The organism is Pseudomonas sp. DWP3-1-3b3 (genome assembly GCF_049896305.1).
Classification (GTDB): domain Bacteria; phylum Pseudomonadota; class Gammaproteobacteria; order Pseudomonadales; family Pseudomonadaceae; genus Aquipseudomonas; species Aquipseudomonas azotoformans_A.
Genome location: NZ_JAFCUA010000007.1, coordinates 251,200 through 271,075, shown reverse-complemented (window position 1 = coordinate 271,075; position 19,876 = coordinate 251,200). Strand labels below are relative to the sequence as shown.

The following is a 19,876-nucleotide window of genomic DNA, read 5'->3' as shown; positions in this document are numbered from 1 at the left end:
GCATGCCTGTCAGAAAAACTGCAGGAGAAAGGACGATGTTGCGAATTCGTGGAACCGTCGGCGACTTGCCGGTGGACTTGACCCTGGAACTGGACGACGGCGATTGGGCTCGGCTCGGCGCACAGTTGCAGGCGGCGCCTGTACCCGCCGCAGCAACAGCGACACCGGTGAAGCAGAATGACGACCTGTGGCAGAACGCCCAGGACCTGCTGCGCAAGGCCGGGCAGCTCAGCGGCCTGGAGTTGCTCGACCAGTTGGAAGGTTTGGCCGGCGATGCCGCCTCCGGCAAGCGTCTGCTGGTGCGCCTGCGCCACAGTTCGAACGTTAAAGTGGCCAGCGGCGCCGATACGCCGCTGTACAGCTGGGTCGGCGATTAGTACAGCGCGGCAAACAACTTGCGGCGGTACACGGTCACCAGCGGGTGATCATTGCCCAGCAGTTCGAACACCTGCAGCAAGGTCTTGTGTGGCAGGCCTTCGCTGTAGCTGCGGTTACGGATGAATAGCTTGAGCAAACCCTCCAGCGCCGCGTCGTACTGCTGGCGCGCCAGTTGCTGGATCGCCAGTTGGTAGGCCGCTTCGTCATCCTGCGGGTTTTGCGCCAGGCGGCTTTTCAGGTCGGCGGCGTCTGGCAGGTCGGCAGCCTGGCGCAGGAAGGTGATCTGCGCCTTGGCGCCGGCGAGGGCGGCTTTGTGGTCGTCGCTCTTCACGGCGTCCAGCACGGTCTGGGCTTCGCCCAACTCACCACGCTCAGCCAGGCAGCGCGCGTACAGGATTAACGCCGCAGCGTTGGTGTTGTCCTCGCCCAGCAATGCCACCAGCACGGCTTCGGCATCGCTGATGCGACCTTCGGCAAACAACGCCTGGGCCTGCTCCAACGGATCCGCCGCAGCTGGCGGCGGCATCTGTACATGCGGCTCCAGCATCGCGCGCACCGCCGACTCCGGCTGCGCCCCGGCAAACCCGTCCACCGGCTGGCCGTCCTTGAACAACACCACCGTCGGCAGGCTTTGAATGCCAAAGCGCGCAACAATATCCTGCTCGGCCTCGCAATCGACCTTGGCCAGCAGCAACTCACCCTGATAACTCTCGGCAACTTTCGCGAGCATCGGCATCAACGCCTTGCACGGCGCGCACCACTCGGCCCAGAAATCCACTAGTACGGGTTTTTCGAAGGAGTTCTGGATCACTGCCTGGTCAAAGTTGGCGGTGGTGACATCGAAGATGTACGGCGTGGGCTCACTCATGGGGCGTCTCGAATAAAGCGGGAATGGCGCAACTATAAGGGCTGGCGCTGGCTATCGGAAGCAGCATGGCGTTCAGGTTCGAGGTGCGTGCCAAAAAGGGTCTTGGTACCAGTCGTCAGGGAACCCCATTGGTTTCAGGCTGACTTCGGGGAACTCGCGGATGAGTTGATACAGGCGTTGGTCCCAGCGGGTGTGGGGGCTCACTCGATGCATCAAATGATTAAGAATGCAGAGCGCTGCGAAAATACGCGTGTGTGGCCCTGGCTGAAAAAGGTGTTCCGGCCATGGGAAGTTGGCTTTCCTCGGCAATTCGGGACGAATGCCCAACTCCCGGTTCCACATTCGCGAATGATGAGCGCACATGTTTCGAATGGTGGTCAGAGTGTGCAGCCATGACTGCAACAGGGGCGCTGCAAGTCCCAGGCGCTTGGCAATGGCCTTTTTATCGAAGTCCTTGGCCAGGCCTTTGTACAGATGTGACAAGTCACCCAGCGTCAATTCTTCCAGCATGGCCCAGCCAGGCATCAAAGGAGGCTGAGAGTAGGTTGTCGAGTAGTGACGGGCATAGCTTTCTTTCGCTCTGTGGCGTTTAAGCTTGGCTTTACTTTGCTCATCTGTGTGCAGTCTGTCGATGCGCTCACATTCGCGCAAATAGTCACGGGTTGCGTTGGATTGTTTGATCGACAGAGTGGTCAGCAGGCGTTGATGATCAAATGCAGGGTTGAACATCTGTGGACGGGAATACCAGTGACTGCCATGTGTAGTTCCCATGTGGTTACTGATAACTGCGCGTGATGCAATTTCGACGCTTTCGATGGCATCCATCGTCAGTAAACGGAGCCGTCGGTCAAAGTCGTATAGGCGGGTCAGTTGACGAAACTGGCAACCGTCACGAAAGCGATGGTCGATATCTTCCGGCTGTTGAAAGGGGCGCATGTAGGGGGTTAATCGAAAGAAGCTGACGGACTGTAAAAAAGACCCGGCCCGAACCTCATTTTGAATAAGCAAACCGCGGCGCTTGAGCAGTTCCAGCTGAGCAGGAACGTCGATGGCAGGCTTGCTGAATGACCTCATGCCGAAAAAGCACCGGGCATAAAAAACCCGCACAATTTGTGCTTGGTCACTGACGCAACCAGAGGCATGGCGGGTGTATTGCCGCTGAGGTTAGGCAGCTGCCTGACCTTTTGCAAGGCATTAATAGGCGAAATTGTAAGGGAGAGCATGCTGGTCGATTATCCGGGCCGCGTGCGAAAGGAGCGTATTTTCCACAGCGTTTCTTTCCCTGTCTCAACCAACCTATTGCCAGAAATTTGTAACGTGTAAGCCTACCGCCGCGAGTGGTAAAGACTCACCTTGCGAAACTCCCAAGGCTCCGCCAGATCCGGCAATGTCAGTGCATCAAGAATCTCCAGTCGCCGATAATCCGGGTGCTGAAAATCCCGTACGCGTGAATCCGCCACCAACGCTTCGCGGCCTCGCGTGAGGAACTGATCCAGCAACGGCAGGTTCGCCCGGTCGTAGAGAACATCCGCCACCAGGATCAGATCGAAGCGGTCGGCCTCGGCGAAGAAGTCTTGCGAATAACCCAGCTCTACGCCGTTGAGTTCGGCATTCGCCCGGCAGGATGCCAGCGCCAGCGGGTCCAGGTCACAAGCCACCACTTCCAGCGCCCCAGCTTTGACGGCAGCAATCCCAGCCACGCCGGAGCCCGCGCCAAAATCCAGCACGCGCTTGCCCGCGACCCACTGCGGGTTCGCCGCCAGGTACCGCGCCAGCGCCAGGCCGCTGGCCCAGCAAAAGCTCCAGTAGGGCGGTTCATGCAGGATGCGCCGGGTTTCTTCGGGGCTGAAGGCGCGGTCCATGTTGTCTGCATCCAGCAGCCACAACGACAACTCGGTGCCCGGCAGTGGGCAGGGCACCAGGTGCGCGTCGCCGATCAGTTCGCTCAGCGCGGCTTGCAGGTCCAGCGGTGGTGTCATGGTGCCTTGACGAGTTGCAGGGGGCCGGTGGTCTGGCTGATCGCCTGGGTGATGCGCACGGCGGGCAGGTGCAGGATCAGTTGATCGGACTGGCTGGCGCGACCACGCAGTTCAACCCGCGCACCGGCCGGGAACGCCTCGGGGTTGAAGCGCAGGCGGAAGGCCAGGGGCTTGCCGTTGCCGCTCAACACGCTGCTGGCGAGCAGTTGTTGCGGGCGCGAACGGTCATCGATCACTAGCAACGCCATCTCGACTTCGGCACCGGCTGGAATGTTGGTCAGGCTGCCGCTGATTTCCCGCTGGTAGGCGGGCAGGGGGCCCATGTCTTCAAGACCGGGGACTTTTTTCTCTTGGGCCGGTGTGGGCTGAGGTGCGGCCGGCTTGGGGGCTTCGCTGCTGCAGGCGACCAGGAAACTGAACAGGGTGAGCAAAACAAGTGGTCGTAACTGCATGTACGGCTCCAGAAAGGACAAAATCCGTGGCTTGAAAAATATGAAACATAATAGTCAGCCTATATACCGTAAAGGCTATGGCTTGTCTTGCCACGGGGATGCGCTACCATGGCCCTCCCTTTATTTGTTGCCTGCCTACCATGCACTGTCCCTTCTGCGGTGCCAACGACACCAAGGTCATTGACTCGCGTCTGGTCGCCGAGGGCGATCAAGTGCGTCGCCGGCGCGAATGCCTGGCCTGCGGTGAACGTTTCACCACCTTCGAAACCGCCGAACTGGTATTGCCGCGTCTGATCAAATCCGACGGCAGCCGCCAGCCTTTCGACGAAGAAAAACTGCGCGCCGGTATGCAGCGCGCCCTGGAAAAACGCCCGGTGAGTGTCGAGCGGCTGGAGGCGGCGCTGGTGCACATCAAGCACAAGCTGCGTGCGACCGGCGAGCGCGAGGTCAAGAGCCTGGTGGTTGGAGAACTGGTGATGGGCGAGCTGCAAAAGCTCGACGAAGTTGCCTACATCCGTTTCGCCTCGGTGTATCGACGCTTCCAGGACCTCAATGAGTTCCGCGAAGAGATCGACCGCCTGGCCCGTGAGCCTGCCAAAGAATGAACCCACCGTCTGCCGAACAAGCTGTGCTCGATGCCCATTACATGGCCCGTGCCCTGGAACTGGCGCGCAAGGGCCTGTACACCACCCATCCCAACCCAAGCGTGGGTTGTGTGATTGTGCGTGACGGGCAGATTGTCGGCGAAGGCTGGCATGAGCGTACCGGCGAACCCCACGCCGAACCCAACGCCCTGCGCGCCGCCGGAGCCAAAGCCCGTGGCGCCACGGTGTATGTGACCCTCGAACCGTGCAGTCACCATGGACGTACGCCGCCTTGCGCGGATGCGTTGGTCACGGCGGGCGTGGCCCGTGTCGTCGCCGGCATGCAGGACCCGAACCCGGAAGTGGCGGGGCGCGGCATGCAGCGCTTGGCTCAAGCCGGTATCGAAGTGCGCAGCGGTGTGTTGGAGGCTGAGGCACGCGCGTTGAATCCGGGTTTCCTCAAGCGCATGGAACATGGCCTGCCCTTCGTGCGGGTCAAGCTGGCGATGAGCCTGGACGGCCGCACCGCGATGGCCAGTGGCGAAAGCCAGTGGATCACCGGCCCAGCCGCCCGTGCCGCCGTGCAACGCCTGCGCGCCGAGGCCAGCGTAGTGCTGACCGGCGCCGACACGGTGCTGGCCGACGGCGCACGCCTGACCGTGCGCGCCGCCGAACTCGGCCTGGATGAAGCCACCACGGCCCTGGCCATGTCGCGCCCGCCGTTGCGTGTGCTGATCGACGGCCGCCTGCGCGTGCCGCTCAATGCGCCATTCTTCAAGGCCGGCCCGGCGTTGGTCATCACCTGCGTGACCCCGGAAAACCAGTTCCCCCGTGGCCCCGAGTGCCTGGTGGTGCCGGGCGTAGACGGCCAGGTCGACCTGCGCTCGGCGCTGGTTGCGCTGGCGGCCCGTGGCGTCAACGAAGTGCTGGTGGAAGCCGGCCCAAGCCTCGCCGGTGCATTTGCCCAGCAAGGCCTGGTGGATGAATACGTGATTTTCATCGCCGGCAAATTCCTCGGCTCCGCCGCCCGGCCTTTGTTGGACTGGCCGCTTGAGAAACTGGCCGATGCCCCCCAACTCAAGATCACTGAAATGCGCGCTGTAGGCGACGACTGGCGAGTCACTGCCATCCCTGTGCCAGCAGCGAGCGTATAATTCTGACCGGACGCTCAAGTGTCCCGTACCGTTTTCCAGGAGAAGGCCATGTTCACCGGCATCATCGAATCCATCGGCAGCATTCGTGCAATGACCCCAAAAGGCGGCGACGTTCGCCTGTCGGTTGAAACCGGCAAGCTCGATCTGGGCGACGTCAAGTTGGGCGACAGCATTGCCATCAATGGTGTGTGCCTGACCGTCATCGAGTTGCCAGGCAACGGTTTTGCCGCCGATGTCAGCCGGGAAACCCTGGACTGCACCGCGATGAACGACCTCAAGGCCGGCAGCCCGGTCAACCTGGAAAAAGCCCTGACCCCGACCACCCGCCTGGGCGGCCACCTGGTCAGCGGTCATGTCGATGGCGTTGGTGAAGTCGTCGCCCGTAGCGAAAACGCTCGGGCTGTGGAATTCCGCATCCGTGCGCCGAAAGAGCTGGCCAAGTACATCGCCCACAAAGGCTCGATCACCGTCGACGGCACCAGCCTGACCGTGAACGCCGTGAACGGCGCCGAATTTGAACTGACCATCATTCCCCACACCCTCAGCGAAACCATCATGGCGTCTTACCAGCCAGGTCGCCGGGTGAACCTGGAAGTGGACTTGCTTGCCCGTTACCTGGAGCGCCTGTTGTTGGGCGATAAGGCCGCAGAGCCTGCATCCGGGAACATCACTGAAAGTTTTCTGGCCGCTAACGGCTACCTGAAATCCTGACCAAGGGGGTGCCGCGTGGCGCTCAATAGCATCGAAGAACTGGTTGAAGACATCCGCCAAGGCAAGATGGTCATCCTGATGGATGACGAAGACCGTGAAAACGAAGGCGACATCATCATGGCCGCCGAGGCCTGCCTGCCTGAGCACATCAACTTCATGGCCAAGCATGCCCGCGGGCTGATCTGCATGCCCATGAGCCGTGAGCGCTGCGAGTTGCTCAAGCTGCCGTTGATGGCGCCGCGCAATGGTTCGGGTTTTGGTACCAAGTTCACCGTCTCGATTGAAGCCACCACTGGCGTCACCACCGGCATCTCCGCCGCCGACCGCGCACGTACCGTGCAGGCCGCCGCCGCGAAAGACGCCAAGGCCGAAGACATCGTCAGCCCCGGTCACATCTTCCCGTTGATGGCCCAACCGGGCGGCACCCTGGCCCGTGCCGGTCACACCGAAGCCGCCTGCGACCTGGCGCGCATGGCCGGTTTCGAGCCGAGCGGAGTGATCTGCGAAGTGATGAACGACGACGGCACCATGGCCCGTCGCACCGAACTCGAAGCCTTTGCCGCCGAACACAACCTCAAGATCGGCACCATTGCCGACCTGATCCACTACCGCATGATCCACGAACGTACCGTTCAGCGGATTGCCGAGCAGCCACTGGACAGCGAACTGGGCCAATTCAATTTGGTGACCTACCGTGATTCAGTGGAAGGCGACGTGCACATGGCCCTGACCCTGGGCACCATTTGCGCCGAAGAACCGACCCTGGTGCGTGTGCACAACATGGACCCGCTGCGTGACCTGCTGATGGTCAAGCAGCCGGGCCGCTGGAGCCTGCGCGCCGCCATGGCTGCGGTTTCCGAGGCTGGCAGCGGTGTGGTGCTGTTGCTCGGTCACCCGTTGGATGGCGATGTGTTGCTGGCGCATATCCGCGAAACAGCTGACCACGCGCCGGTGAAAAAACCGACCACCTACAGCATCGTCGGTGCCGGTTCGCAGATCCTGCGTGACCTGGGCGTGCGCAAAATGCGCTTGATGAGTGCGCCAATGAAATTTAATGCGATATCCGGTTTCGACCTGGAAGTAGTAGAATACGTGCCCTCCGAATAAAGGCCGGCGATTTTCGCCCCTTGTTCGCGGTTCAAATATCACTAAGGGGCGCGTCATACACGCGTCCCGGCTCTTTAAGAGATTTGTCGAATGACCCTGAAGACCATCGAAGGTACCTTCATCGCCCCCAAAGGCCGCTATGCCCTGGTGGTTGGCCGCTTCAACAGCTTCGTGGTTGAAAGCCTGGTAAGCGGTGCCGTTGACACCCTGGTTCGCCACGGTGTAAGCGAGAGCGACATCACGATCATCCGTGCGCCTGGCGCCTTCGAAATTCCACTGGTTGCGCAAAAAGTTGCTCAACAGGGTGAATACGCGGCGATCATCGCCCTGGGCGCGGTCATTCGTGGCGGTACTCCGCACTTCGAATACGTGGCTGGCGAATGCACCAAGGGCCTGGCCCAGGTGTCCATGGAGTTTGGCGTGCCAGTCGCTTTCGGCGTGCTGACCGTTGATTCCATCGAGCAAGCCATCGAGCGTTCCGGCACCAAGGCCGGTAACAAAGGCGCTGAAGCTGCCCTGTCCGCCCTGGAAATGGTCAGCCTGCTGTCGCAGTTGGAGGCCAAGTGATTTCCGACGAGAGCGACAACTTCAACCCGCGCGAGCCACGTCCAGCCGATGCTGGCAAGCCGTCCAAGAACGAGAAGCGTCGCGCTGCTCGTCAATTGGCGACCCAGGCGCTGTACCAGCGTCACCTGGCGGGCGCTTCGTTGAACGAGATCGAAGCACAGTTTCGCGTCGACAACGATTTCACCTTTGCCGACCTGCCGTACTTCCACGACATCCTGCACGGTGTGCATGCGCACCTGACCGAGATCGACACGGCCCTGGCACCTTGCCTGGACCTGACCATCGAAGAGTTGGACCCGGTCGAACTGTGCGTGATGCGCCTGTCTGCCTGGGAACTGCTGTATCGCGTCGACGTGCCGTACCGCGTGGTCATCAACGAAGGTATCGAACTGGCGAAAGTCTACGGTTCGACCGACGGCCACAAGTTCGTCAACGGCGTGCTCGACAAGCTGGCGCCGCGCCTGCGTGAAGCCGAAGTGAAGGCGTACAAGCGCTAATTGGCGCTTGAGTCCTGAATGGGCGAGTTTGAGCTGATCCGCAATTACTTCGCCGCCGCGCCCTGTGCGCAAGGCGGCGAAGGCATTGCCCTTGGGATCGGCGACGACTGCGCCTTGCTGGCGCTTCCTGCCGGGGAGCAGCTGGCGATCTCCACCGATACGCTGGTGGCCGGGGTGCATTTTGCCGACCCCTGCGACCCGTTCCTGCTGGGCCAGCGCTCGTTGGCCGTGGCAGTGAGCGACCTGGCTGCCATGGGCGCCAACCCCCTCGCCTTTACCCTTGCTCTCACCACACCGACGGTCGACGCCGATTGGTTGCAACGCTATGCCCAGGGTTTGAACCTGATGGCGCAGAGCTGTGGTGTGGGCCTGGTGGGCGGCGATACCACCCGTGGGCCGTTAAGCCTAACCCTGACTGTGTTTGGTCGCGTACCCGCCGGGCAAGCCTTGACCCGCAGCGGGGCGCAGCCGGGTGACTTGCTGTGTGTCGGTGGCGAACTGGGCAATGCGGCCGGCGCGCTGCCGTTGGTATTGGGTCAGCGCAGTGCCGACGCAGCCATCGCTGATCCGTTATTAGCCCATTACTGGTCGCCGCAACCGCAGTTGGCGCTGGGGCTGGCGTTGCGCGGCAAGGCCACGTCTGCCATGGATATTTCCGATGGACTCCTGGCCGATTGCGGGCATATCGCCACGGCTTCGGCTGTCAGCCTGTTGATCGAGCGTCAGCGGTTGCCTCTGTCTCAGGCACTGTTGGCGTTTGTCGGCGATGACGCCGCGCGCGTGGCGGCCCTGAGCGGGGGCGACGATTATGTGCTGGCGTTCACCCTGCCACCCGCCGAGCTGGCGCCATTGCTGGCCGACGGCTGGCCGGTCCATGTGATCGGCCGGGTTGAGGCGGGGCAGGGCGTGACGCTGCTCGACGCCAACGGGCAGGACATAACGCCGGCCATTCGTGGCTATCAACATTTTCGCGAGGCGCCCTGAATCGGCGAGCTGCGCTACCCTCTATAGCGTAATCACGGATGCAAGGCCCTGTAGGAGGTCGCCACCATGGATGTGCGCCGCTGGCTGCTGATAGTGCTGTGTGCCTTTACGTCGTTAGTCCAGGCGCAGGACGTGCCCGGCAAGGTCATGCTGGCCAGTGAAGAATGGAACGACTACACCAACAAAGACGGCAGCGGCCTGGCCTGGGACGTGCTGCGCCAGGTGTTCGAACCCGCCGGAATCACGCTGCAGACCCGCTCCGTACCCTACACCCGATCGGTCGGCCTGGCCCAGCGCGGCGAAGTGGATGGCTGGGTTGGGTCCTATCGCGATGAAGCCACGGGTGTGTTGTACCCCCACTGGAACTTCGATTCCGACCACATCTACGCCCTCGGCCTGGCCAGCACGCCGGCGCCGACGGTAGCCACGCTGGGCAATTACCGCCTGGCCTGGGTGCGTGGCTACAAGTACGAGGAGTACTTGCCCAACGTGCATCGCTTCAACCAGATCGAGCGCCGCGACGGTATTTTGCCGATGCTGCAACACGCGCGGGCCGACTTCTACATCGATGCGCTGACCGAGGCCAAGTACGTGCTGAATCAGGCGGATGACCCGTCCAAGTTCACACTGACCCACATCGCCGAACTGCCGCTCTATATCGGGTTTGCCGATAACGAGCGAGGTCGCGCCTTGATGGTCGTGTTCGACCAGCGCATGGCGGCGCTGGTGAAAAGCGGCGAGTTAAAGGCGATTTTCGAGCACTGGAAACAGCCGTATCCGTTCTGACCTGCATAGAACCAAGGCGAAGGCCAATCGAACCTATTGATCTTTATCAGCGATAATTCAGCTTAAGCGTCTGTAGGAACCTGCTGTTACAATGGCCGCCATCGTAAAAACTGAAATCAGGAGCACACGGTGCCCGTCGTTTTCGTCGCCGCTTCCAAGCTGCCTACCCCTTTTGCCACGTTCACCATGAACGGCTTCCTCGAAGAGGCCACCGGGCGCGAGCACGTTGTGCTGAGCCTGGGCGATATCGCGGATGGCGCGCCAGTGCTGGGTCGTGTGCATTCCGAATGCCTGACCGGCGATGCGCTGTTCAGCCAGCGTTGCGACTGCGGTTCGCAACTGGAAGCTGCCATGCGGGCCATCGCCCGTGAAGGCCGTGGCGTATTGCTGTACCTGCGTCAGGAAGGCCGTGGCATTGGCCTGATGAACAAGATCCGCGCCTACGAGCTGCAAGACGGCGGCGCCGATACCGTCGAGGCCAACGAGCGCCTGGGTTTCGCCGCCGACCAGCGTGACTACGCGATCTGCCTGCCGATGCTGGAGCACTTGGGCGTCAAATCCCTGCGCTTGATGACCAACAACCCGCGCAAGGTCAAAGCCTTGACCGAGATGGGCATCACCGTGGCCGAGCGCGTGCCGCTGCACACCGGGCACAACCCGCACAACAAACTCTACCTGGCCACCAAGGCCAGCAAGCTCGACCACATGATGGGCAACGAGCACCAGGGCGAGGTCGACCGCGCGTGACCCGTGGCCAGGTGAAACGGCGACTGTCCTTCAACTGGTGGCAGTACCTGGCCCTGGCGCTGCTGCCCCTGTTTGTGATCAACCTGGTGTTCGGCCAAGCCGAATCCTTGCTGCCAGTGCTGGCCATGCCGTTCTTCATTGCCGGCGTGGCCTCGATGTTTCTCAGCCTGCGTTACTTCAACGGCTATAAACACGCGTTGATCGCTACCTCCAAAGCCCTCGATACCCCCGAAGAACCGGCTGCCTGGATTACCCTGGCGGCCCGTCGGCGTACGGCGTTGCTGGTGGCGGCGGTTCCGGCCTGGATTGGCGCGCTGGCGGTGTTCGTCGGCCTGGAAGCGGTGCCGCTGTTCCTGCTGGCGCTGTCGACGTTGGTGTTGTTCTACCTCTACCGCATTCCCCGTCAACTGGGATGAGACGTCACTGGCTGGCGGTCTTGCTGCTGGCATGCTGTGCCCAGGCTTTGGCGGCCGAGCGGGTGGTCAGCCTGGCGCCGTCACTGTCTGAAATCGTTGCTGAACTGGGCGCCGCCGACGTGCTGGTGGGTGTGCTCGATGGTGGCGAGCGCCCGGCTGCCCTGGCGCACGTGGCGTCCGTGGGGCATTACGGCCAATTGGACATGGAACGCCTGCTCAGCCTCAAGCCCGACTTGATCCTGCTGTGGCCCGGCAGCGTCGGCCCGGCCCAGCGTGAGCAGTTGCAGCGCCTGAACATCCCGGTCTACGTCGCTGAACCCCATAGCCTTGAACAACTCACTGCCCAGGTTCAGGCCATCGCCGAGCAATTAGGCCGTGCTGAAGCCGGCCGGCAATTGGCTGCGCAGCTACGTCAACGCCTGGCCGAGCTGCGTCAGCGCTATCAGCGTGCCGAGCCATTGCGCGTGTTTTACCAAGTGTGGAACCAGCCGCTGTATACCGTGGGCGGCGGGCAGATCATCAGCGATGCGTTGAGTGTGTGCGGCGCGCGCAATGTGTTCGATGACCTCAAGTTGCCCGCGCCGCAGGTGAGCATTGAATCGGTGTTGCAGCGTGATCCCGAATTGATTCTGGTTGGGGATCAAGCGCAGAAGGAGGCCTGGAAGGTCTGGCCGGCGATGGCCGAACGGGTGCGCGTGGTACCGGATAAAGGCCTGGAGCGTCCGAGCGGGCAGATGCTGGAGGCGGTGGCGCGGTTGTGTCAGGTGATTGCGCCCCGTTAGAGGTCCGGCGTCCAGGTCACACCAACCATCAGCGCACGGCCCTCTTCCCGGTAGCCATATTGCTGGCCTTGATACTGATACAGCGCCCGGCTGTAGGCTTTGTCCAGGAGGTTATCGACCTTCATGTTCAGCACGATTTCACGGTTCACCGCCCAACTGGCGCGCAACCCGAGCAACCCATAGCCTCCCAACGGCTGCTGGTTCTTCGGGTCGTCGTAGCTGCTGCTGACCGCCTGCCAGCTGGCGCCGACGCCGAATTGGTCGAACTGGCGATCCAGATCCAGGCTCACTGTGCGCCTGGCGCGACGTGCCAACGTATGCCCGGAATCGCGGTCTCGTGGATCAATCAACGCCAGTCCCAGGCTGCTTTGCCAGCCGAACAGCTCTTGCTTGAGTGCGGCCTCGAAACCGTTGATGCGCGCCGAACTGACGTTTTGCGGGCCGTCGCTGCCGAACACGATCGCATCCTGGATATCGGTGCGATACAGCGAAGCTTCCAGGCGGCTGGTGTCGCTGAGTTGGCTGCGCCATTGCATCTCGTAGCTTTTCGAGGTTTCGGGCTTCAGGTCCGGGTTGCTGTTCTTGAAGCCGTATTCGTCCGGGTAATACAGGTCATTGAAGGTCGGGGCTCGGAAGCCCTCGCTGTAGCTCAGCAGCAGGTCATTGTCCGGGTTGACGGGCAAGGTCAGGGTGCCGCTCCAGCTGTTCTGCCCGCCGAACTGTTGGTTCTGGTCACGCCGCAGGCCCAGCTCGGTGGAAAACCCTTCGCCGTGGAAGCGATGCTGCACAAAGGCGGCGCGGTTCCAGCGACTGTTCTCGGTAAAGGTGGTAGAGCCATGGAGGCGGTCTTCATACCAGTCGCCACCGAGTATCAGGCTGTTCTGGTCATTCAGTGCCAGATCGTTCTGCCAGTTGACCGAGTCGCGGTAGGTGTTGAACACGCTGAAATCGTCACTGAGGGTGTCGCGCTTGGTATCGCGGTTCTCGCTGTGGCCCAGTTCCAGGCGCGATTGCCAGCGCTCGTTGAGCTTGGCATCCAGGTAACCGCTGGCGCTGCTCACGGTGTAGTCGGTGTAGGGCTTTTGCCCCAGCGTTTGCCCGGTGACGACGTCGTAGCGGCCGAAGCTGTTGTCGTACTCTGATTTGCCACGGTTATCCAACAGGTTGAAACCCGCTTCCAGCCCATCGTTGAAGGCGTGGCTAAGGTTCAGGCTGATGGACTGGTTGCGGTAGGCGTCATGGTCGCCATCGCTGGGAAATGACGTGTGTGTCGAGTTGATGCCGGCGGTCTCATCCAGGCTCGCGCCGAGGTTGAAACGCGTGTGTTCATCGCCACCGGACAGGCCGAGGCTGCGCTCCCAGGTTTGGTGGCTGCCAAAGCCCACTTTCAGGCGCGGCTGTAGGCCCTGCTCGGCATTACGCCGGGTAAATACCTGGATCACCCCGCCAATCGCATCGCTGCCATAGATCACCGAACGTGAACCGCGCAACACTTCCACCCGTTCAATCTGGTCGACGTTCAGGTACTGCAGGCCGCTGTCGCCGGAGGTGGTGTTGGCGATGCGCTGGCCGTCCACCAACACCAGGCTTTGTGCGGATTTGGTGCCACGGATATAAATCCCCGGCAGGCTGCCACGGCCACCGGTCGGCGCGACCTGCACACCCGGCACGCGGCTAAGCAGGTCCGTCACGCTGGTAGGTTGCAGGCGGTCGATATCATCGCGGGTGAAGACGGTGTTGGCGGCGCTGCTGTCGTTGCGGGCCTGGACCTGGCGGTTGGCGCTGATGACTACGTTGGGGAGTTTCAGAGCGTCGTCGCGCTCAAACGTCTCGGCGAGCAAATCAGTGGCGGGCAAAAGCAGCAGGGGCAGGGCGAAGCGCAGGCTTTTCATGGCTATCCATAGCGAGGTGGGAGCAGGCTCCCACCTTTTGTAGGTTACAGGCCGAGCAACGCCATGCGCTCGCGAACCGATGCCTCGATGCCCGCTTCATCCAGCCCGCATTCGGCCAGCATCTGCGCCGGCTTGGCGTGTTCGACGTACACATCCGGCAGGCCCAGGTGCAGCACCGACTTGAGGATGTTCTCCCGCGCCAGGAACTCGCTGACGGCCGCGCCGGCACCGCCCATGATGGCATTTTCTTCGACGGTCACCAGCAGCTCATGGCTGCCGGCAATCTCACGCACCAACGCTTCATCCAGGGGTTTGACGAAGCGCATGTCGATCACGGTGGCGTCGATCTTCCCGGCCACCTTCAGCGCTTCGGCCAGCTGCACGCCGAACACCAGGAACGCAGTCTTGCTGCCTTGACGACGCACGATGCCCTTGCCGATCTCGATAGGCTCAAGGTCTTTCTCGATCACTGCATTCGGGCCATTGCCACGCGGGTAACGCACGGCGGCCGGGCCGTTGTACAGGTGGCCGGTGCTGAGCATCTTGCGCAGTTCGTTTTCGTCACTCGGCGTCATCACCAGCATGCCGGGGATGCAGCGCAGGTAGGACAAGTCGAAGCTGCCGGCGTGAGTCGGGCCGTCTTCGCCCACCAAACCAGCGCGGTCGATGGCGAACAGCACGTCGAGGTTCTGCACCGCGACGTCATGCACCAACTGATCGTAACCGCGCTGCAGGAAGGTGGAGTAGATCGCCACCACCGGCTTGGCGCCTTCACAGGCCATGCCGGCCGCGAAGGTCACCGCGTGCTGTTCGGCAATTGCCACGTCAAAGTAGCGCAGCGGGAAACGCTCGCTGAACGCGACCAGGTCCGAGCCTTCCTTCATCGCCGGGGTAATGCCCACCAGGCGCGGGTCGGCGGCGGCCATGTCGCACAGCCATTCGCCGAACACGCCGGAATACTTCGGCCCGCTGGCCTTTTTCGGCGCGGCGGCAGGCGCGTCCAGCGGTTCCAGCTTGGTGATGGCGTGGTAGCCGATCGGGTCGACTTCCGCCGGGGCGAAGCCTTTGCCTTTCTTGGTGACGATATGCAGGAACTGCGGGCCCTTGAGATCACGCATGTTGCGCAGCGTAGCGATCAGGGTGGGCAGGTCGTGGCCGTCGATCGGGCCGATGTAGTTCCAGCCCAGCTCTTCGAAGAGGGTGCCGGGTACCAGCATGCCTTTGGCATATTCTTCGGTACGGCGGGCAATTTCCCACGCGCCAGGCAGACGCGAGAGTACCTTCTTGCTGCCTTCGCGCATGCTGGCGTAGGTGCGGCTGGAGAGGATTTTTGCCAGGTAATTGGACAGGCCACCGACATTGCGCGAAATCGACATGTCGTTGTCGTTAAGGATCACCAACATGTTGGCGTCCACTTCCGGCGCATGGTTGAGCGCTTCGAAGGCCATGCCGGCGGTCAGCGCGCCATCACCAATCACCGCAATCGCCTTGCGGTCGCTACCTTGCAGACGGGCGGCAATCGCCATGCCCAGCGCGGCGCTGATGGAGGTGCTGGAGTGGCCGACGCCAAAGGTGTCGTACTCGCTCTCGGCGCGGCGCGGGAAGGCGGCAATGCCGTCCTTCTGGCGCAGGGTGCCCATCTGCTCGCGGCGACCGGTGAGGATCTTGTGCGGATACGCCTGATGGCCCACGTCCCACACCAGCCGGTCATCCGGGGTATCGAACACGTAATGCAGGGCGATGGTCAGCTCGATGACGCCCAGGCCGGCACCAAAATGCCCACCGGTCTGGCCGACCGTGTAGAGCAATTCCAGGCGCAACTCATCGGCCAGGGTTTCCAGCTCGGCTTCACCCAGTCGACGCAGGCCGGCCGGCGTGACAGCACGGTCAAGCAGGGGCGTGGACGGGCGCTTGCGGGGAATCTCTTGAAACGTCGTGGGCATCAGGCGAATCGTTATAGGTATAGAAGAGGCGGCAGTTTACCTCAAGCATCGCGAACTGCCCACGCAGAGCGCTGAACTTGGCCGATATGCGGCCGCAAAGGCCGCCGTTATCAGTGCCGGCGTTCGACGATATACCGCGCCAAGTCACGCAGTGGCTCGGCTGCCGCGTCGAAAGGTCGCAGGGCATCCAGGGCCTGGTCACGCAGTTCCAGGGCATAGGCCTTGGCTGCTTCCAGCCCGAGCAACGCAGGGTAAGTCGGTTTATCCCGTGCGATATCGGCGCCTTGGCGTTTGCCTAGGGTGGCCGTGTCGCTTTCTACGTCGAGAATGTCGTCCTGCACCTGGAACGCCAGGCCGATGGCCAGCGCGTAGGTCTTCAACGCCGCCAGTTGAGCGGCTTCGGCACGCCCACTGGCCAGCGCACCCAGGTGCACGGCGGCTTCAATCAAGGCGCCGGTCTTGTGGCGGTGCATGTATTCCAAGGCTTGTTGATCGAGCTTCTGGCCGACCGAACCCAAGTCGATGGCCTGGCCGCCGACCATACCGGCCGGGCCTGCCGCCACGGCCAGCGCCATGACCATGCGCAAGCGGATCTCGGCATTCACGTTGCTCAGCGTCGGGTCCAGCAGTGCGCTGAACGCCAGGCTTTGCAGGCCGTCACCGGCGAGGATCGCGCAGGCTTCATCAAAGGCTTTGTGGGTGGTGGGCTGGCCGCGACGCAGATCGTCATCGTCCATCGCCGGCAAATCGTCATGCACCAGGGAATAGGCGTGGATCAACTCCACCGCACAGGCCGCGCCATTCGCCTGTTCGGCGGTTGCGCCCAAGGCTTCACACGCTGCATACGCCAGCAACGGGCGCACACGCTTGCCGCCGTTCATCACGCTGTAGCGCATGGCTTCGTAAAGACGCTTGAGTTCGGGGCTTGGCGCAACAAACAAGGGTTCCAAGGCCGCATTGACCCGGGCTTGGCTACTGGCCTGATACGCATCGATCATTCGGGCTGTTCCGCATCGAAAGGTTCTTCGGCCAACTCCCCGTCGCGTTCCAGCAGCACTTGTACCTTCTGCTCTGCCTGCGCGAGCGCGCTCTGGCAGTCGCGGGTCAGGCCGATGCCTTGCTCAAACGCTGTCAACGAGTCTTCCAGCGACAACTCGCCGTTCTCCAGACGCTCAACCAGGGTTTGCAGGTCAGCGAGGGATTGTTCGAAATCGAGTGCAACTTTTTTGCGGGCCATGGCGGCTATTCCGGTAGACGGTAAACCGGCGCGACACTAGCAGACATGGGGATTCTGGGCAAATGAGTGGGGGAGGGTGTTCAGGCTGTGAGCCGAATAAGCGCCCTATTCGGCTCATCAAATGAGCCGAATAGCTATTTTATTCGGCTCACCGCCGGTCAGGATCTTTGCGCCATTGACGAGCACTGTTCTTGTGATGTTTTCAACTGTGCTTCAAATGTCTGCAATCCCACGTGCATTTCCTGTAGCGCGGCAATTTTCAGGGCCAGTTCCTGCTTCTTGTCTGCGATAGCCTGATCCGCCCGCTCCCAAGGCAGTGCATCACCTACGTGGCCTGAAAGAATTTCCTGCAACTCCTTGAGCTTGAACCCCAACTGCTGCGCGCACTTTATGAACATCAGCAGCTCAACGTTCTGCGCCGAATAGACCCGGTACTGGCCCTGACGCTGCGGTGCTGGCAACAGCCCGACAGCCTCATAGTGACGAATCGCCTTGATGGTCGTGCCCGACAACTGCGCGGCTTTGCCGATGTACATGAAAACTCCTTTTTTCCGTTAAAGCGCCGGCCTGTTTCAGCCATGTATCCCGCTGCGCCGCCGTGGAGCCCAGCACCGGCCCGAACAGCAACGTTTTTGTTGTCCTGACACCGCACAGCCCCAGCGTGGTCTTGCGCATCTGGTGAATGCCCGGCATGCGATAGAACCAGCGGTAATACCATGGCGGCGTGTCCATGGTCACCAGTAAATGTGCCGTTCGGCCGTGAAGCAGTTTGTCAGGGAATGCCTTGCCCGCGCGGTATTTGAAGGCAAAACCGGGTAGGAAGACTCGGTCGATAAAACCCTTCATTAACGCCGGGATGCCACCCCACCAGATCGGGAAAACAAAGGTCAGGTGAGTAGCCCAGAGAATGTCGGATTGTGCGCTGAGCAGGTCGGGTTCCAGCGGTTGAATCTGGGTGTAACCATGATGAAGGACTGGGTCGAATGCCAAGTCACCCAAGCGTAGGACACGTACTTCATGGCCGGCGGTTTTTGCGGCCTGGATGTAGGTTTCGGCCAGGGCTGAACAAAAGCTGGAACGGGAGGGGTGGCCTAGGATCACCAGGGTGCGCGGGGTCATGGGGGAGGTCCTGAACAGGGCGTTTCAGGTTAAAGGCTGCTGTATAGGGGAGAGTCAAGTCAGTAGTCCGCAATGGCCAGCAGGACGTTTCTGTAGTGATTGAAAGGTCCTTCTTGAAACGCGCTTCGCCCCTTGTGACAGTCAATGCGCCTGACTAGCCTGCCTCAAAACTCCAGAGTGAAATGGCATGAGCGAACCCTGTATTGGCTTGACCACACCACCCGCGGGCTACAGTGACTGGCTGACCGACCTGAAAGGCCGCATTCATGCGGCGCAGCAGCGCGCAACACTGGCGGTGAATCGGGAATTGGTGCTGCTCTATTGGCAGATTGGCCACGACATTTTGACCCGCCAGGCGGAGCAGGGCTGGGGCAGCAAAGTCATAGATCGACTTGCCCAGGATTTGCGTGCGGCCTTTCCACGAATGAAGGGTTTTTCGCCGCGTAATCTCAAGTACATGCGGGCTTTTGCCGAGGCGTGGCCCAGTTCTGAATTTGTGCAACAGGCTGCTGCACAATTGCCTTGGGGCCACAATGTGGTGTTGCTCGACAAACTCCCCGGCCCCGAAACCCGCCGCTGGTACATAGCCCAGGCGATAGAGAACAACTGGTCGCGTAACTCGCTGGTGATGCAAATCGAAAACCGCCTGCTGGAACGCAGTGGCAAGGCCGTCAGCAACTTCGAGACCCACCTGCCCAAACCGCAATCCGACCTGGCGCGTGAGTCGCTGAAAGACCCTTACCGTTTTGACTTCCTCAGCCTGGCCCTGGACGCGCAGGAGCGCGACATAGAAAACGCCTTGATCAAGCACGTCACCAACTTTTTGTTGGAGCTGGGCGCCGGTTTTGCCTTTGTCGGCCAGCAAGTACTGCTGGATGTCGGAGGCGATGAGTTCTTTGTCGACCTGCTGTTCTATCACGTGAAGCTACGCTGCTACGTGGTCATCGAACTGAAAGCCGGCAAGTTCAAACCCGAGCATCTGGGGAAGCTGAGCTTTTATCTGGCTGCCGTTGATGCCCAGCTTAAACATCCACAAGATGGGCCCACCATAGGCCTGCTGTTGTGCAAGAGCAAGAACGAAGTCGTCGCCGAATATGCGTTGCGCGATAACAACCGACCGATTGGTGTGGCGGAATATCAACTGGTTGAGTCGTTGCCCGCAGAACTGCGAACCAGCCTGCCAAGCATCGAGCAGATCGAGCGGGAGCTGGCGGGTTAAAACCGACTGATAGCCTTAAAACCCCGGCGGAATATACCCCGGCACAAATGGCACATTCAGGCACTTGCCATGCAGGATCCGGCCATCTTCAATCCTGAACAGCACGATCTTCTTCGTCTTATCCACCGTGGCTTCCAGCTTGCAATCCGAACTGTGCCCTACTTGCTGGTAATACTCGGTGTAGACCATCCCGTTTCCGGTGTGATTCATTGAAGTCCCCGCGGCTTCAGTGGTCGTCCATGAAGAGGATTTGTGCCAGGTCATCACCACTTGAGTGTCGCCATTGGGTGCATTCTGCTTCTTCATCGAGTCGGGTTTGCCGAACAAATCCAGCGCCTCTTGCACGTCACGACCTTCCCATCGCGATTGTGCAATCAGGTGGCACCCATTGATAAGCAGCACCGCAGGCAACAAGAGCCCAGCCAGCAACCGCCTTGTCCATGTAGGCATGGTG

At 61.2% G+C, this 19,876-nt stretch carries 24 protein-coding genes; 13 read left to right on the top strand and 11 right to left on the bottom strand.

Going from position 1 to position 19,876, the window contains the following annotated elements:
- Window positions 1–35 precede the first annotated feature (35 nt).
- The gene (locus ACP7BX_RS22145; RefSeq protein WP_038850113.1) at window positions 36–377 is read left to right on the top strand and encodes a hypothetical protein; all 342 of its coding nucleotides are present in this window, start codon (window positions 36–38) and stop codon (window positions 375–377) included.
- Here ACP7BX_RS22145 and trxA read toward each other — a convergent pair.
- The 4 genes from trxA to ACP7BX_RS22125 all read right to left on the bottom strand — a co-directional run bounded on the left by trxA (window position 374) and on the right by ACP7BX_RS22125 (window position 3,677).
- The gene (gene trxA / locus ACP7BX_RS22140) at window positions 374–1,246 is read right to left on the bottom strand and encodes a thioredoxin (protein ID WP_033897966.1); all 873 of its coding nucleotides are present in this window, start codon (window positions 1,244–1,246) and stop codon (window positions 374–376) included. The two genes, ACP7BX_RS22145 and trxA, sit on opposite strands and share 4 nt — an antisense overlap.
- Window positions 1,247–1,318: 72 nt before the next feature.
- Window positions 1,319–2,320: an Abi family protein gene (locus ACP7BX_RS22135; protein ID WP_426131750.1), complete on the bottom strand. Its 1,002-nt coding sequence runs from the start codon at window positions 2,318–2,320 to the stop codon at window positions 1,319–1,321.
- 251 nt (window positions 2,321–2,571) lie between these two features.
- Window positions 2,572–3,225, bottom strand: coding sequence for a class I SAM-dependent methyltransferase (locus tag ACP7BX_RS22130; protein WP_314533565.1), 654 nt, complete (start codon window positions 3,223–3,225; stop codon window positions 2,572–2,574).
- The gene (locus tag ACP7BX_RS22125; protein WP_426131748.1) at window positions 3,222–3,677 is read right to left on the bottom strand and encodes a YbaY family lipoprotein; all 456 of its coding nucleotides are present in this window, start codon (window positions 3,675–3,677) and stop codon (window positions 3,222–3,224) included. Before ACP7BX_RS22125 ends, ACP7BX_RS22130 begins: the two co-directional genes overlap by 4 nt.
- A gap of 140 nt (window positions 3,678–3,817) precedes the next feature.
- Between ACP7BX_RS22125 and nrdR the strand changes: the two genes are divergently transcribed.
- From nrdR to ACP7BX_RS22070, 11 genes are all read left to right on the top strand, one after another.
- Window positions 3,818–4,282, top strand: coding sequence for a transcriptional regulator NrdR (nrdR, locus tag ACP7BX_RS22120; RefSeq protein ID WP_010206843.1), 465 nt, complete (start codon window positions 3,818–3,820; stop codon window positions 4,280–4,282).
- On the top strand, window positions 4,279–5,415 hold the full coding sequence (gene ribD / locus ACP7BX_RS22115) for a bifunctional diaminohydroxyphosphoribosylaminopyrimidine deaminase/5-amino-6-(5-phosphoribosylamino)uracil reductase RibD (RefSeq protein ID WP_426131746.1): 1,137 nt from the start codon (window positions 4,279–4,281) through the stop codon (window positions 5,413–5,415). Before nrdR ends, ribD begins: the two co-directional genes overlap by 4 nt.
- 48 nt (window positions 5,416–5,463) lie before the next feature.
- Window positions 5,464–6,126, top strand: a complete 663-nt coding sequence (locus tag ACP7BX_RS22110) for a riboflavin synthase (protein WP_061434327.1) — start codon at window positions 5,464–5,466, stop codon at window positions 6,124–6,126.
- Between the two features lie 15 nt (window positions 6,127–6,141).
- Window positions 6,142–7,233, top strand: coding sequence for a bifunctional 3,4-dihydroxy-2-butanone-4-phosphate synthase/GTP cyclohydrolase II (ribBA, locus tag ACP7BX_RS22105; RefSeq protein WP_033897960.1), 1,092 nt, complete (start codon window positions 6,142–6,144; stop codon window positions 7,231–7,233).
- A gap of 90 nt (window positions 7,234–7,323) precedes the next feature.
- Window positions 7,324–7,800, top strand: coding sequence for a 6,7-dimethyl-8-ribityllumazine synthase (gene ribH / locus ACP7BX_RS22100; RefSeq protein ID WP_426131744.1), 477 nt, complete (start codon window positions 7,324–7,326; stop codon window positions 7,798–7,800).
- Window positions 7,797–8,297, top strand: coding sequence for a transcription antitermination factor NusB (nusB, locus tag ACP7BX_RS22095; protein ID WP_010206836.1), 501 nt, complete (start codon window positions 7,797–7,799; stop codon window positions 8,295–8,297). The genes ribH and nusB overlap by 4 nt, the downstream gene beginning before the upstream one ends.
- An 18-nt stretch (window positions 8,298–8,315) precedes the next feature.
- Entirely contained in the window at window positions 8,316–9,281 is a 966-nt protein-coding gene (thiL, locus tag ACP7BX_RS22090; protein ID WP_426131741.1) for a thiamine-phosphate kinase, read from the top strand.
- 66 nt (window positions 9,282–9,347) lie between these two features.
- Window positions 9,348–10,067, top strand: coding sequence for a transporter substrate-binding domain-containing protein (locus ACP7BX_RS22085; RefSeq protein ID WP_314533563.1), 720 nt, complete (start codon window positions 9,348–9,350; stop codon window positions 10,065–10,067).
- Window positions 10,068–10,196: 129 nt separating this feature from the next.
- Complete coding sequence (gene ribA / locus ACP7BX_RS22080) at window positions 10,197–10,814, top strand: GTP cyclohydrolase II (protein WP_016978544.1); 618 nt, start codon at window positions 10,197–10,199, stop codon at window positions 10,812–10,814.
- A complete protein-coding gene (locus tag ACP7BX_RS22075) occupies window positions 10,811–11,230 on the top strand; it encodes a nuclear FMR1 interacting 1 family protein (RefSeq protein ID WP_033897956.1) in 420 nt (139 codons plus the stop codon). Before ribA ends, ACP7BX_RS22075 begins: the two co-directional genes overlap by 4 nt.
- Complete coding sequence (locus ACP7BX_RS22070) at window positions 11,227–12,012, top strand: cobalamin-binding protein (protein WP_314533560.1); 786 nt, start codon at window positions 11,227–11,229, stop codon at window positions 12,010–12,012. Before ACP7BX_RS22075 ends, ACP7BX_RS22070 begins: the two co-directional genes overlap by 4 nt.
- On the opposite strand, the gene ACP7BX_RS22065 is transcribed toward ACP7BX_RS22070, so the two are convergent.
- From ACP7BX_RS22065 to ACP7BX_RS22040, 6 genes are all read right to left on the bottom strand, one after another.
- Window positions 12,009–13,904 carry a TonB-dependent receptor domain-containing protein gene (locus ACP7BX_RS22065; protein ID WP_426131738.1) on the bottom strand — a complete coding sequence of 632 codons (1,896 nt, stop codon included), beginning with the start codon at window positions 13,902–13,904 and terminating at the stop codon, window positions 12,009–12,011. The genes ACP7BX_RS22070 and ACP7BX_RS22065 overlap by 4 nt on opposite strands.
- A gap of 44 nt (window positions 13,905–13,948) precedes the next feature.
- A complete protein-coding gene (dxs, locus tag ACP7BX_RS22060) occupies window positions 13,949–15,847 on the bottom strand; it encodes a 1-deoxy-D-xylulose-5-phosphate synthase (RefSeq protein WP_314533557.1) in 1,899 nt (632 codons plus the stop codon).
- 110 nt (window positions 15,848–15,957) lie between these two features.
- The gene (ispA, locus tag ACP7BX_RS22055; protein ID WP_314533555.1) at window positions 15,958–16,845 is read right to left on the bottom strand and encodes a (2E,6E)-farnesyl diphosphate synthase; all 888 of its coding nucleotides are present in this window, start codon (window positions 16,843–16,845) and stop codon (window positions 15,958–15,960) included.
- Entirely contained in the window at window positions 16,842–17,084 is a 243-nt protein-coding gene (locus ACP7BX_RS22050) for an exodeoxyribonuclease VII small subunit (protein ID WP_003176346.1), read from the bottom strand. Before ACP7BX_RS22050 ends, ispA begins: the two co-directional genes overlap by 4 nt.
- Window positions 17,085–17,242: 158 nt before the next feature.
- Complete coding sequence (locus tag ACP7BX_RS22045) at window positions 17,243–17,620, bottom strand: MerR family transcriptional regulator (protein ID WP_426131735.1); 378 nt, start codon at window positions 17,618–17,620, stop codon at window positions 17,243–17,245.
- Window positions 17,559–18,203: an NAD(P)H-dependent oxidoreductase gene (locus tag ACP7BX_RS22040; RefSeq protein WP_426131733.1), complete on the bottom strand. Its 645-nt coding sequence runs from the start codon at window positions 18,201–18,203 to the stop codon at window positions 17,559–17,561. The genes ACP7BX_RS22045 and ACP7BX_RS22040 overlap by 62 nt, the downstream gene beginning before the upstream one ends.
- 187 nt (window positions 18,204–18,390) lie before the next feature.
- Between ACP7BX_RS22040 and ACP7BX_RS22035 the strand changes: the two genes are divergently transcribed.
- Window positions 18,391–19,422 (top strand): PDDEXK nuclease domain-containing protein, encoded by a 1,032-nt coding sequence (locus ACP7BX_RS22035; RefSeq protein ID WP_426131731.1) that lies wholly within the window; start codon window positions 18,391–18,393, stop codon window positions 19,420–19,422.
- Between the two features lie 15 nt (window positions 19,423–19,437).
- Here the strand turns inward: ACP7BX_RS22035 and ACP7BX_RS22030 are convergent, their stop codons facing one another.
- Window positions 19,438–19,872 carry a hypothetical protein gene (locus ACP7BX_RS22030; RefSeq protein ID WP_314533545.1) on the bottom strand — a complete coding sequence of 145 codons (435 nt, stop codon included), beginning with the start codon at window positions 19,870–19,872 and terminating at the stop codon, window positions 19,438–19,440.
- Window positions 19,873–19,876: the final 4 nt, after the last annotated feature.